This window comes from Microbispora sp. H13382 (assembly GCF_014161445.1).
GTDB lineage: Bacteria > Actinomycetota > Actinomycetes > Streptosporangiales > Streptosporangiaceae > Microbispora.
The window spans coordinates 69308-81669 of the sequence record NZ_JABBXA010000024.1 but is presented as its reverse complement, the minus strand read 5'-3'; the positions used below and the strand labels follow the sequence as shown (position 1 = coordinate 81669).

13 protein-coding genes are annotated in these 12362 nt (G+C 73.7%); 11 read left to right on the top strand and 2 right to left on the bottom strand.

What is annotated here, in order from left to right; all coding sequences use genetic code 11:
- Positions 1 to 37: 37 nt before the first annotated feature.
- From HHX41_RS41320 to speB, 5 genes are all read left to right on the top strand, one after another.
- Positions 38 to 163, top strand: coding sequence for a hypothetical protein (locus HHX41_RS41320; RefSeq protein WP_259401520.1), 126 nt, complete (start codon positions 38 to 40; stop codon positions 161 to 163).
- Between the two features lie 178 nt (positions 164 to 341).
- Entirely contained in the window at positions 342 to 1181 is an 840-nt protein-coding gene (locus tag HHX41_RS34250; RefSeq protein WP_182909257.1) for an LLM class flavin-dependent oxidoreductase, read from the top strand.
- A gap of 96 nt (positions 1182 to 1277) precedes the next feature.
- Complete coding sequence (locus HHX41_RS34245; RefSeq protein WP_310742308.1) at positions 1278 to 1778, top strand: PH domain-containing protein; 501 nt, start codon at positions 1278 to 1280, stop codon at positions 1776 to 1778.
- Positions 1775 to 3367 (top strand): PH domain-containing protein, encoded by a 1593-nt coding sequence (locus HHX41_RS34240; RefSeq protein WP_220504668.1) that lies wholly within the window; start codon positions 1775 to 1777, stop codon positions 3365 to 3367. Before HHX41_RS34245 ends, HHX41_RS34240 begins: the two co-directional genes overlap by 4 nt.
- Before the next feature lie 33 nt (positions 3368 to 3400).
- On the top strand, positions 3401 to 4414 hold the full coding sequence (speB, locus tag HHX41_RS34235; protein ID WP_182909256.1) for an agmatinase: 1014 nt from the start codon (positions 3401 to 3403) through the stop codon (positions 4412 to 4414).
- 28 nt (positions 4415 to 4442) lie between these two features.
- Here speB and HHX41_RS34230 read toward each other — a convergent pair whose 3' ends face one another.
- Positions 4443 to 5915, bottom strand: a complete 1473-nt coding sequence (locus tag HHX41_RS34230; protein ID WP_182909255.1) for a PucR family transcriptional regulator — start codon at positions 5913 to 5915, stop codon at positions 4443 to 4445.
- A gap of 3 nt (positions 5916 to 5918) precedes the next feature.
- Positions 5919 to 6080 (bottom strand): hypothetical protein, encoded by a 162-nt coding sequence (locus tag HHX41_RS34225; protein WP_182909254.1) that lies wholly within the window; start codon positions 6078 to 6080, stop codon positions 5919 to 5921.
- Between the two features lie 362 nt (positions 6081 to 6442).
- Here HHX41_RS34225 and HHX41_RS34220 point away from each other — a divergent pair, with 362 nt between their 5' ends.
- The 6 genes from HHX41_RS34220 to mreD all read left to right on the top strand — a co-directional run bounded on the left by HHX41_RS34220 (position 6443) and on the right by mreD (position 12338).
- Complete coding sequence (locus tag HHX41_RS34220) at positions 6443 to 7639, top strand: CaiB/BaiF CoA-transferase family protein (RefSeq protein ID WP_182909253.1); 1197 nt, start codon at positions 6443 to 6445, stop codon at positions 7637 to 7639.
- On the top strand, positions 7636 to 8826 hold the full coding sequence (locus HHX41_RS34215) for an acyl-CoA dehydrogenase family protein (RefSeq protein ID WP_182909252.1): 1191 nt from the start codon (positions 7636 to 7638) through the stop codon (positions 8824 to 8826). The genes HHX41_RS34220 and HHX41_RS34215 overlap by 4 nt, the downstream gene beginning before the upstream one ends.
- Positions 8827 to 8885: 59 nt before the next feature.
- Entirely contained in the window at positions 8886 to 9869 is a 984-nt protein-coding gene (locus HHX41_RS34210; RefSeq protein ID WP_220504667.1) for a hypothetical protein, read from the top strand.
- A gap of 98 nt (positions 9870 to 9967) precedes the next feature.
- Complete coding sequence (locus HHX41_RS34205; protein ID WP_259401519.1) at positions 9968 to 11002, top strand: rod shape-determining protein; 1035 nt, start codon at positions 9968 to 9970, stop codon at positions 11000 to 11002.
- Positions 10999 to 11787 (top strand): rod shape-determining protein MreC, encoded by a 789-nt coding sequence (gene mreC, locus HHX41_RS34200; protein ID WP_182909251.1) that lies wholly within the window; start codon positions 10999 to 11001, stop codon positions 11785 to 11787. The genes HHX41_RS34205 and mreC overlap by 4 nt, the downstream gene beginning before the upstream one ends.
- Positions 11787 to 12338 carry a rod shape-determining protein MreD gene (gene mreD / locus HHX41_RS34195; RefSeq protein WP_169982136.1) on the top strand — a complete coding sequence of 184 codons (552 nt, stop codon included), beginning with the start codon at positions 11787 to 11789 and terminating at the stop codon, positions 12336 to 12338. Before mreC ends, mreD begins: the two co-directional genes overlap by 1 nt.
- Positions 12339 to 12362: the final 24 nt, after the last annotated feature.

Here is a 12362-nt window from a genome sequence, read left to right as displayed (position 1 = left end):
CGCACATTAGGCGCATCCTCGTACATTCGGGGGAATCATGGCTGACGACGCTCAGAAGAAGAAGCCGGTGAAGTCCACCGGCAAGGCGAAGAGGACGGCCATCAAGGAAGCCCGCTCGGCCAAGCAGGCCAAGAAGGCCAACCGCCCCGCCGAGGGCGAGTGATCCGCTGTCCGCGGTGACGCCGTGATCCGGGCCCGGCCCTGTCCGGGCCCGGCCCTCCCCCGCACCACTCATCTCCTCCGCCGTCCGGCCTTCGCGGCCCCCGTGTGCGGCGCGTCCCCGGGTCCTGGATACTCGGAAAGCCGCAGAGCCGATCTCGCCTGAAACTGGAGGGCCGTCCGTGAGGCTTGGAGTCGTCTTCGACCGCGACCTGCCACCGGAGTCGCTCCCGGCGTTCGCCGGGGAACTCGACGGCACGGCGGTCTCCGACCTGTGGGTGGTGGAGGACCTCGGCTGGACGGGCGGGATCTCCTCGGCCGCCACGGCACTGGCCGCGACCTCACGCCTGCGCGTGGGCATCGGCATCACCCCGGCGCCCCTGCGCAATCCGATGCTGCTGGCGATGGAGCTGGCCAACCTGGCCCGCCTGCACCCCGGGCGGCTGGCCGCCGGCATCGGGCACGGCGTGCAGGCGTGGATGCGCCAGGTGGGCGCAGCCGCCTCGTCCCCGCTGTCGCTGCTGGAGGAGACGATCACGTCCGTACGGGCGCTGCTGCGCGGCGAGACCGTCACCCTGCACGGACGCGAGGTGCGCCTGGACGGCGTCCGCCTCGTCCACCCGCCGGCCGAGCCGCCGCCGGTCCTCGCCGGAGTGGTGAGCCCGCGCTCGCTGGCCCTGTCGGGGCGGGTGGCCGAGGGCACGATCCTTCCCGAGGGCCTCGGCCCGGAGCGGGTGCGGTCGACCATCGAGCGGATCGGCGCGACCGGCGATCACGAAGTGGTGGCGTTCGTCCACCTCTACGTCGGCGACGGCGCACGGGAGGCCATGCGGCCCGCGGCGGAGGAGCAGGCGGCGTTCCTGCAGGTGCCGCCCGAGGAGGTCGTCATGGCGACGGGCTCGCCGGAGGAGGCGTCCGCGCAGGTCAGGGCACTGTGGGAGGCGGGCGTCACCACGGTCGCCGTCCGCCCGGTGGGCGCCGACCCGCTCTCCCACGTCCACAAGCTCCTGTCCGCCCTCTGATCCGCCGTACGACGCCCGGGGGCATGACATTTGTCCTGAGAAGGACAGGATCGGCTCCACTACGCCGGAACGCGGGCGATCGGGCAGAGTTGGGACGTGGACACCCCGACCCTCCGATCCCCCCAGCACCGGGTGAGCCGTACCGCCGTCTGGTACTGGGCCGCCCGGGCCGCCCTCGGCTGGCTCGTCGTCATCGCGGCCCAGGTGTTCTGGCTCGTGATGGACGACGAGAACGCCCTGCCCGTCACCACGCACGTGGCCGCTCTCGTCGTCACCGCCGTCGTCGCGGTGGCGCACGTCACGGTGATGCCGCAGTGGCGCTATCGGGTGCACCGCTGGGAGGCCACTTCCGCGGCCGTCTTCACGCAGTCGGGCTGGTTCAAGCAGGAGTGGCGCATCGCCCCCGTCTCCCGCATCCAGACCGTGGACAGCGAGCGCGGCCCGCTGGAGCAGCTCTTCCGCCTGGCCAACGTCACCGTCACGACCGCCTCCGCGGCCGGCCCGATCAAGGTCGGCGGCCTCGACCGGGACACCGCCCAGCGCCTGGTCGCCGACCTCACGGCCGCCGCGCAGGCCACGGCGGGTGACGCCACGTGATCGACCCCGTGGTGGAGACGGTCTGGCGCCGGCTGAGCCCGCGGATGCTGGTGGTCCACCCCTTCCAGGAGGTCGTACGGGCCGCCCCGGCGCTGCTCGGCCTGCTGGTCGCGGGGTCGAGCAGCGGCGGGAAGGGGCACCTGTGGAGCGTCGCCGGCGTCGGTCTCATGGTCGTGCTCGGCATGCTGCGCTGGTTCACCACGACCTATCGGATCACCCCGGAGCACGTGCAGGTCCGCCGTGGCCTGCTGACCCGGAAGGTGCTGACCGTGCCCCGCGACCGGGTCCGCACGGTGGACGTCACCTCCCACGTGCTGCACCGCGTGCTCGGCCTGGCCCGGGTGGAGGTGGGGACGGGCACGTCGGAGCGCAGGCACGAGGGCCGGCTCAAGCTCGACGCGCTGACCGCCGCCGAGGCCGCCCGCCTGCGCGTGGAACTGCTGCACCGCTCTCCCGCTGCCTCCACCACCGCGTCCACCACGGCGGTCACCGTGACGCCTCCCGCCGGGAGCACGCCGGCGGCGGAGACCGAGCTCGCGCGGATGCGTCCCGAGTGGGTGAGGTTCGGGCCGTTCACGATGTCCGGGCTCGTCACCGTGGGCGTCGTCGCCGGCTTCGTGTCCCGCCTGGTCTCGGAGGGCAACGTCGACCTCGGGAGAGTCGGACCCGTCCGGGAGACCTGGCGGTGGTTCAGCGCGATGTCGCTCCCGCTGGAGATCGCGACGGTGGTGCTCGTGCTGGTCGTGTTCGTGAGCGTCGCCTCCACGCTCGGCTACGTGCTGGCCTTCGGGAACTTCCGGCTGACCCGGCACGCCGAGGGCACCCTGCACGTGACCCGGGGACTGCTGACCACGCGGGCCACCACCATCGAGGAGCGGCGGCTGCGCGGCGTCGAGGTCGGCGAGCCGCTGCTCCTGCGCGCCGTACGCGGGGCCCGCCTGGCGGCGGTGACCACGGGCCTGCGCGCCGCGCAGGGCGCCCAGCGCGGCGGGTCGATGCTGCTGCCACCCGCGCCGCGTGAGCGGGCCGTGTCGGTGGCCCGGCTCGTGCTCCCGCGCGTCTCCTCCGGCACGCCCGAGGCCGCCGCCTCGCCGGTCACCGCGGGCCTGACCGCGCACGGCCCGGCCGCGCTGCGCCGCAGGTTCACCCGTGCGTACGGCGTGCACGCGCTGGTGCTGGCCGCGCTGCTCGCAGCGTGGCAGTGGGCCGGCCTGCCCTCGTGGACGTGGCTCACCGCCGCCGCCCTGCTGCCGCTGACGGCCCTGCTGGCCGCCGACCGCTACCGCTCGCTGGGCCACGCGCTGACGTCCGGCTACCTGGTCACCCGCTGGGGCTCGATCGTGCGCCGCCGCGTGGTGCTGGAGTGCGACGGCGTCATCGGCTGGAACATCGAGCGGTCGTTCTTCCAGCGCCGCGCCCGCCTGGCGACGCTGACGGCGACCACCGCGGCGGGCAAGCAGGGCTACCAGGTGCGCGACGTGGACCTCGCCGAGGCGCTGCGCCTCGCCGCCGCGAGCACCCCGGGCCTGCTCGACCCGTTCATCGTCGAGGCCCGCACCATGTCCACCTTGTCAGCTAATAGCATGTGATACCCGATAAGACCGGTTTCGTCAGGAGTTGGATTGTCCCGCTACGGCCAGATGTTCGGCCCCGACATCACGTTCCTCGGCGTCGAGCGGTGCGACCTCGACGACCCCGCCGGCTACGCGGACGCCGACGTCGTCATCCTGGGCGCGCCGTTCGACGGCGGCACCTCCCACCGTCCGGGTGCGCGCTTCGGCCCGAACGCCATCCGCCAGACCTGCTATCTCCCCCATGACGGCTCCCGCCCGAGCCTGGCACTGCGCGTGGACGCCCTCAAGGACCTGCGGGTGCTGGACGCCGGGGACGTGGAGACCTACGCCGGGGACATCGAAGGCAGCCTGCGCGCGATCGAGGACGCGGTCGCCGCGATCGCGGCCTCCGGGGCGATCCCCGTCGTCCTCGGCGGCGACCACACGATCGCCCTGCCCGACGCGACCGGTGTGGCCCGTCACCACGGCTTCGGCCGGATCTCGATGATCCATTTCGACGCGCACGCCGACACCGGCGACATCGAGTTCGGCCACCTGCACGGCCACGGGCAGCCGATGCGGCGGCTCATCGAGTCGGGCGCCATCCGGGGCGACCGTTTCCTGCAGGTCGGGCTGCGCGGCTACTGGCCGGGGCCGGACATCCTCGGCTGGATGGCCGGGCAGCGCATGCGGTCCTACGAGATGACCGAGATCGTCGCCAGGGGCCTCGACGAGTGCCTCACCGAGGCGTACGCGATCGCGCTCGACGACTGCGACGGGGTCTACCTGTCGGTTGACGTGGACGTCTGCGACCCGGGCCACGCGCCGGGCACCGGCACGCCCGAGCCGGGCGGCCTGTCGGCCCGCCAGCTCCTCGACGCCGTACGCCGCACCTGCTACGAGCTGCCCGTCGTCGGCCTGGAGATCGTCGAGGTGGCCCCGCCGTACGACCACGCGGACATCACGGCGTACCTCGGCAACCGGGTCGTCCTCGAGGCGCTGTCGGCGATCGCCCGCCGCCGCAGGGACGCCGCGGAAGGCACCCGCTGGGACCCCGGGCAGCCCCTCCTCGACGGCCGCTGAGCCCTCGGTAGCGGGAGAATCCGCGGTCTCAGGCCAGGCCGCGCTCTCTCAGGCGAAGCCAGACCGTGCTCGCCACGTCGGGATCGTCGAGGTCCGCGCCGAGCACCTTGGCCGCGGTGCCGATGCGGTGCCGGAGGGTGTTGCGGTGGACGGAGAGCTCCCTGGCCGCGTCCTCCCAACGCCCACGGTGGCGAAGGTAGGCGACGACGGCGCCGACGAGATCCGCCCGCGCGTACGACAGCAGCGGCTCCAGATCGGGCGAGCCGGCGAACGGCCGCCCGTCCGCGGCCAGGTCCCTGACCGACCCCCCGTCCGCCCGGGCGAGCGCGGCACGCAGCGCGGGCAGGTGCAGGGCCAGGTCGCGGACGGCCAGCTCACGGGACAGCACCGCGCGCGCCGCCGGAGCACCGGCGGCGACGAAGTCGGCGACGACGGCCTGGACCGCCGGCCGGTTCCGGTCGGCGAGCAGCATCCACAGCTCACCGGGGCCGGCCGCGGCGAGGATCCGCCCATGCCCGCGTGGCAGCGTCTGCTCCAGCGCGTCGAGCAGGTCGGATCCGGCCGCGGCGGCCCCCGTGACGGCGAGGACGCGCAGGCGCGAGGGCGGCGCGGGCATGCCGAGGTCGGCGGCGAGGGCGCGCGCCGCGTCGCAGTAGCCCAGCAGCAACAGTCGCGCCACCGCGTCGCGGGCGGCCCGGGCCGCCCGCCCGTGAGACCGTCCCCGCTCGTCCCGCAGCGCCAGCAGCGAGCAGGCCGCCAGGACGAGCTGCCGGTCCCGCGCCCTCATGGGCGGGGGGCAGCCGATCGCGACGAACCCGGTCAGCCGCCCCTGGGCGCTGAGCGGCTGCACGACCACGTCGTCCCCGTCGATGGGCAGGGTCGCCGAGGAGTGCGGGCCGGCCGCGCGCAGCCGGGCCAGCACCCCCGCGATCTGCCGCGCGACGCGACGGCGTTCCGAGGGCCAGACCTCCACGATGTGTCCCTGCGGGGTGAGCCGGGCGGCCCACCCCTCGACCGCGCCCGCGAGGGTCCGGACCACGGCGGACACCGGGTCGGGGCCCGCGGCCGCGCGGACGAGTTCCCGGTGCGCGCCGAGGGTCGCGTCGGCCTCCTCCTGACCGGCCTCGGCCAGCAGCGACCAGTACTTGCGCGCCACCAGGAGGAACGGCGTGGGATCGGGCACCACCAGCAGCGGCAGCCCGGCCGCCTCGCACGCCTCGGCCAGGACGGCGGGCACCTCCCGGTAGATCGGGCCCAGCCCGAGACCGAGGGCGGCGATCCCCTTCTCCGCCAGCCGGGCGGTGTACGACCGTGCCTGCGCGGCCTGTCCGGTGAGTCCCATGCCGGTCGTCAGGAGCAGTTCGCCGCCCTCAAGGTACGGCGTGGGATCGGTCAGCTCACTGACGTGCACTCCGGTCACGACGCGGTCGGGCAGCGGCCCGGCGGAGACGGGCCGCAGGTCATGCCCGAGGGCGCGGCTGAGCTCGGCGAGCCGGGGCATCGGTCACGTCCCCGCGGCACCCGCGCCGAACGCCGGCATCGCCTCGATCACGTCGGGCACGGTGTACGTCGCGCTCCCGTCCATCTCCAGGCTGACGACCGGGCCTTCGACCTGGCAGTGGGGGTCGCCGAACCCGGTTTCGAACTCGGCGCCCTTCTCGGACATGCGGGAGTCGATCCTTTGCTTTCGTACGCCCGGGGCGGGCCGGTGATCCGTTCCGACGGCGTACTCGATGACACGGTACAGCCGCACCTCAAGCCCCAGGTCCCGGGCTTGCTGCGGGCGATGCCCCCCGGAGCTTACATCCGCATTGCGTATTTTGTCCGACTCATCGGCCCGATGTCGGCGGTGCGGTGATCTTCATCGGTTTCGCCCGGTGATCGCCGAACTCCGGCGGAACATCCGAAGAACGAGGGCCGCACCCGGTCCTAGCCTCGAGACGTCCCGGCACCCGCACCCGACCGAGGAGATGTGATGCGCGACCCAGAGCCGCCGATCGGCGCGCCGCGGGAACCGGAGGCGCGGCCGTGACCCGTCCGCTGCACGGTGTTCTCGTGGCCGACTTCAGCCGCGTGCTGGCCGGACCGTCCTGCACGATGACGCTGGCCGACCTGGGAGCGACCGTGATCAAGGTCGAGCGCCCCGGCACGGGAGACGACACCCGATCGTGGGGCCCGCCGTGGTCGGCCACGTCGTCGACCTACTTCGAGAGCGTGAACCGCTCCAAGCGGAGCGTCACGCTGGACCTGGACGATCCGGCGGACCTGACGCTCGCCCGCGAGCTGGCGCGGCGCGCCGACGTGCTCGTGGAGAACTTCAAACCGGGCGCGCTCGACCGGCGCGGCCTGGGCTACGCGCAGGTGGCGGCCACGAACCCGGGAGTCGTCTACTGCTCCGTCAGCGGCTTCGGCGCCGGCGCCGGGGCCGACCTGCTGGGCTACGACTTCGTCGTCCAGGCGGTGGGCGGACTGATGTCGATCACCGGCGCGGCCGATGGGGAGCCGACGAAGGCGGGCGTGGCCCTGGTCGACGTGCTGACCGGCAAGGACGCCACCATCGGGATCCTGGCCGCGCTGGCCGCCCGGGCGGGCACCGGCAGGGGATGCCACGTCGAAGTGAATCTGCTGTCCAGCCTGCTGGCCGCGCTGGTCAACCAGGCGCAGGGCTACCTGGAGACCGGCGTGCCGCCGAAGCGGATGGGCAACCGGCACCCCTCCATCGCCCCGTACGAGACCCTGCGCTGCCGCGACGGCCTGCTCGCCGTGGCCTGCGGCAACGACGGCCAGTTCGCCCGGCTGGCCCGCGTGCTCGGCGACCCCGGCCTGGCCACCGACGATCGCTTCGCGACGAACGCCGCCAGGGTGGCCCACCGCGAGGAGCTCGTCGATGCGCTGGAACGCCTCCTGTCCGCCGCGGACGCGGCCGACTGGCAGGAACGGCTGACCGCCGAGCAGGTGCCGGCCGGCCGCGTGCAGGACCTCGCCGAGGCGTTCCGTCTGGCCGAACGCCTCGGCCTGGCACCCGCCGTACGCCCCCGCTCCGATCGCGCACCGCAGGTGCGCCACCCCGTGGGCTACTCCGAGGACCTGGTCCGCCCGGCGGGGCCGCCGCCGGCGCTCGGCGAACACGACCCCGCCGTGCGCGCCTGGCTCGCCTCCGGTCACGGGTCGCTCGCGGATCTCGACCCGATCGATCTCCCTACGACAGGACAGACACCGTCATGACCGCTCCCGGCCGCCCCGCCCCCGTCGACCCGCTCGACCCGATCGGCATCGAGGACCTGCTCGGCTCCGACGAGAAGGCCGTACGCGACGCCGTGCGCCAGCTGTGCGCGCGGCTGATCGATCCGTACGTCGCCACCTGGTTCGAGGAGGGCGGCCTGCCCTCGATCCGGGACCTCGCCAAGGAGCTGGGCTCGCTCGGCCTCCTGGGCATGCACCTGCAGGGATACGGCTGCGCCGGCATGAGCGCGGTGGACTATGGCCTGGCGTGCCTGGAACTGGAGGCGTCCGACTCGGGCATCCGCTCCCTGGTGTCGGTGCAGGGGTCGCTGGCGATGTTCGCGATCTGGAAGCACGGCACCGAGGAGCAGAAGCAGGAGTGGCTGCCCCGCATGGCGGCCGGCGAGGCCATCGGCTGCTTCGGCCTGACCGAGCCCGATCACGGGTCCGATCCGGGGGCCATGCGCACCCGTGCCCGCCGCGACGGCGACGACTGGATCCTCGACGGGCGGAAGATGTGGATCACCAACGGCTCGGTCGCCGACGTCGCGGTGGTCTGGGCGAACACCGACGAGGGCATCCGCGGGTTCGTCGTCCCCACCGGCGCTCCCGGCTTCTCCGCCCCGGTGATCAAGCACAAGCTGTCCCTGCGCGCCTCGATCACCAGCGAGCTCGTCCTGGACGGCGTCCGGCTGCCCGCCGACGCGGCGTTCCCGGAGGTACGCGGCCTCAGGGGACCGCTGTCCTGCCTGAACGAGGCCCGCTACGGCATCGTCTGGGGCGCCATGGGCGCGGCCCGCTCCGCGTTCGCCGCCGCCCTGGAGTACGCCGGACAGCGCACCCAGTTCGGCAGGCCGATCGCCGCCTTCCAGCTCACGCAGGCCAAGCTCGCCGGCATGGCGGCCGAACTCGCCACCGGGCAGTTGCTGGCCCTGCACCTCGGCCGCCGCAAGGACGCCGGCACGGTGCGTCCGCACGAGATCAGCATGGGCAAGCTGAACAACGTCGGCAAGGCGCTGGAGATCTGCCGCGTCGCGCGCACCGTTCTCGGCGCCAACGGCATCTCGCTGGAATTCCCCGTGATCCGGCACATGACCAACCTGGAGTCGGTCCTGACCTACGAAGGCACTCCCGAGATGCACACCCTCGTCGTCGGACAGGCGCTCACCGGCCACGCGGCCTTCCGCTGAGAAGAGCGCGACCAGGCGAGTGCCGTCGCGCTTCGCGGCGATCTGGTAGGCATGGTCGGGTGACCCGATCGAGAACCGCCTCGCTTCTGGCCGTCGCCGCCGTGCTTCCCGCACTGCTGACCGGGTGCGCGGCGAACGCCCGGCCGGCGACGCGGTCCCCGAACCCGGACACGGACACGGCGGCGTCCGCGGCCCCGAAGACGCCGGGAGCGGGCGGCGCCGCCGCCGGGGAGGCGGCGGCCGAGGCGGCCCGTCCGGTCCGCTCCCCCGCCGGGCCCGTGCGGGTGCCGGCCGGGGTGACGGCGGGGTACGCCGTGGTGGACGTGACCACGGGCAAGACGGTCGCCCGGCATCTGGCGCACCACCGGTTCCGGTCGGCGTCGGTGGTGAAGATCCTCATCGCCGTCGACTACCTGGAGCGGCACAAGGGCGCCGTGCCCGCCCGGGACAGGGCGCTTCTGACGCCCATGCTGCGCGGCAGCGACGACGACGCGGCGACGGCCCTGTGGCGGCGCGGCGGTCAGGGCGAGATCGTCCGCCGCATGGCCCGCCGGATCGGCCTGACCGAAACCGCCCCGCCGCCCGCCGCCAAACCCGGATTCTGGGGCTACACCGCCGTCAGCGCGGCCGACATGGCGCTCGTCTACCGGTATCTGCTGCGGCGGGCCGAACCCCGCGTCCGCGACTTCGTCCTCGGCAACCTGCACAGTGCGTCGAAGTGCGCGAGCGACGGCTTCGACCAGTACTTCGGGATCCCGCGCGCCGTCCCCAGACCCTGGGCGATCAAGCAGGGGTGGTCGGGATACGGCGCGGTTCCTCCCGTCAAGTGCACCCGCGCGACGGTGGCGTCACTCCGTATCGGGGCGGTCACAATGGGCGGCAACCCGGTTGATTTCGGCCGTCCGGTGCTCCACACTACTGGCGTGATCGGCGACCGGCTGATCATGGTGGTGCTCACCCTGCAGCCCTCGGGGGCGTCCTTCAGGAAGTCGGCGGAGCGGGTGACGAAGCTGGCGAGAGACCTCTATCTCAGCGTCGCCTAGCGTGTCCGGTTCGTACGGGAGGGGCCGTTCTGTTTAGAGGCGGGGCCGCCGGGCAGCGATCACGCGTGCTCTCCCTCCTCTCTGAAAGCTGGTCGGCGATGGGTTTCCCGTGGGGATTGCTCGGCCGGGACATGGCGGTCGATCTCGGCACAGCCAACACGCTCGTGTACGTGCGCAAGAAGGGCGTCGTCCTCGACGAGCCCTCGGTGGTGGCGATCAACCTGCACACGGACAGGATCGTGGCGGTCGGGACCGCGGCGAAGGAGATGATCGGGCGCACCCCGCCCCACATCGCCACGCTGCGCCCGCTCAAGGACGGTGTGATCGCCGACCTCGACGCGGCCGAGCGCATGCTGCGGCACTTCATCCAGGTGGCGCACAAGAACCGCTACCTGGCCAAGCCCCGGGTCGTCGTCGCCGTGCCGAGCGGCACCACGAGCGTGGAGCAGCGCGCGGTCAGGGAGGCGGCGTACGAGGCGGGCGCCCGCCGCGTCCACATCATCGAGGAGCCGATGGCCGCGGCGATCGGCGCCGGGCTCAACGTGGGCGACACCACCGGCAACATGGTCGTGGACATCGGCGGCGGCACGACGGAGGTCGCGATCGTCTCGCTCGGCGGGGTGGTCGTGTCGAAGTCCGTGCGGGTCGGCGGCGACGAGCTCGACGAGGCGATCGTTAACTACGTCAAGAAGGAACACTCCCTGATGCTCGGCGAGCGCACGGCCGAGCACATCAAGATCAAGATGGGCAGCGCGCGGCCGGGCGGCGACGACGAGACCTCGCTGCCGATCCGGGGCCGCGACCTGGTGACCGGCCTGCCCAAGACCGCCACGATCAACCGGGCCCAGGTCAGGGAGGCGATCGAGGACCAGGTCCAGACGATCGTCGACGCCGTCCAGACCACACTGGACCAGTGCCCGGCCGAGCTGGCGGGCGACCTCATCGACAACGGCATCGTGCTGACCGGCGGCGGCGCGCTGCTCGACGGGCTGGCCGAACGGCTCGGAGACGCCGTCGGCATGCCGATCCACCTCGTCGACCAGCCGCTCCAGTCGGTGGTGCTGGGCGCGGGCCGGTGCGTCGAGCGCTTCGACGACATGCAGGACGTGTTCCTTCCCGAAACGCGTCGATGAGGGCCGCCGGACGCCGGACGCCCGTGCTGCTGGCGCTCGTCTCCGTCGCCCTGATCGTCGCCGACACCCTGACGCCGCTCGACCCGCTGCGGGCGTTCGGGTCGGCCGTGTTCGGCGGGCTGGAGGACGCGGCGTCCGCCGGCGTCCGATGGGCGCCGGGACAACACCGGGTGGCGGAGCTCGAAGCCGAGAACGCCCGGTTGCGCGCCGAGTTGCTCGCCGCCCGCCGCGTGACCTCCTCCCCTGCTCCGGCGGACGGCTACCGGGCCGTGCCCGCCCACGTCGTCGGCTTCGGCCGGGACGGCACGGTCACCGTCGACGCCGGTTCCGAGGCCGGCGTGGCCCGCGACATGACCGTGTTCGACGGGAACGGGCTGGTCGGCCGGGTCCTGCGGTCCGGTCCCGGTACGGCGACGGTCCAGCTCGCCACCGCCTCCGGCGCCTCGATCGGCGCACGGCTCGAGGGCTCGCGGGAGGTCGGCCTGGTGACCGGCGTCCCCGAGCGCGGGCTGCTGCGGCTGAGCCTGCTCAACGCCTCCGCCGAGGTGAAGCCGGGCGACCGGGTGGTGACGCTGGGCTCGCGCGACATGCGGCCGTACGTGCCGGACGTGCCGATCGGCGCCGTGGTCGCGGTCGAGCCCGCGCCGGACGCGCTGACCAGGACGGCGCTCGTGCGGCCCTTCGCCCGCTTCACCGCGCTCGGCCTCGTCACCGTGGTCCTCGGACCACTGCCGGACAAGAGCGGCCCGGACAAGAGCGGCCCGGACAAGGCGAAGGGGGCGTGATGAAGGCGGTCGTCCTGTCCTTACTCGTCGTCCTCGTCGCACCCGTGCTCCAGGTCGCCGTCGTCAACGGGCTGGCGCTGCCCGGCGGCGGGCCCGACGTCGTGCTGGTCGGCGTGGTCGCGCTCGCGCCGCTGCTGCGGCCCCGGGCTGCGGGAGGAGGGGCGGGGGCGTTCCTGGGGTTCGCCGCGGGCCTGGCCGCCGACATCGCGCCGCCCGCCGACCACACCATCGGGCGGCTCGCCCTGGTTCTGTGCCTGGCCGGGTGGGTGTGCACGCGGCTCACCGCGGACGCCACGGCCGGGCGGCGCGCCGCCGTCGCCGCCGCCGTGGCCCTGGGCGCGACGCTCGCCGGAGGCGTGCTCGCGGCCCTGCTCGACGGGACGCCCTGGGGAACGGCCCTCGCGCCCGGCGCCCTCGCCTGGACCGCCGGCCTGGCCGCGCTCGTGACCGGTGCGCTCGCCCTGCTGCCCCGCCGCCGGTCGTTCGGGCGGGTGCGCGGACCACGGGACAGACCTCGCGATCCGTACGCGCCCGGGAGGCGGCTTGCGTAGGAGCGTCCAGCAGCGTCCTCTCAG

Excerpts from the sequence above, each read along its gene's own strand:
- HHX41_RS41320 (WP_259401520.1), top strand. The coding sequence starts at position 38 with ATGGCTGACGACGCTCAGAAGAAGAAGCCGGTGAAGTCCACCGGCAAG.
- HHX41_RS34230 (WP_182909255.1), bottom strand. The coding sequence starts at position 5,915 with ATGCCCCGGCTCGCCGAGCTCAGCCGCGCCCTCGGGCATGACCTGCGG.
- HHX41_RS34225 (WP_182909254.1), bottom strand. The coding sequence starts at position 6,080 with ATGTCCGAGAAGGGCGCCGAGTTCGAAACCGGGTTCGGCGACCCCCAC.
- HHX41_RS34215 (WP_182909252.1), top strand. The coding sequence starts at position 7,636 with ATGACCGCTCCCGGCCGCCCCGCCCCCGTCGACCCGCTCGACCCGATC.
- HHX41_RS34205 (WP_259401519.1), top strand. The coding sequence starts at position 9,968 with ATGGGTTTCCCGTGGGGATTGCTCGGCCGGGACATGGCGGTCGATCTC.
- mreC (WP_182909251.1), top strand. The coding sequence starts at position 10,999 with ATGAGGGCCGCCGGACGCCGGACGCCCGTGCTGCTGGCGCTCGTCTCC.
- mreD (WP_169982136.1), top strand. The coding sequence starts at position 11,787 with ATGAAGGCGGTCGTCCTGTCCTTACTCGTCGTCCTCGTCGCACCCGTG.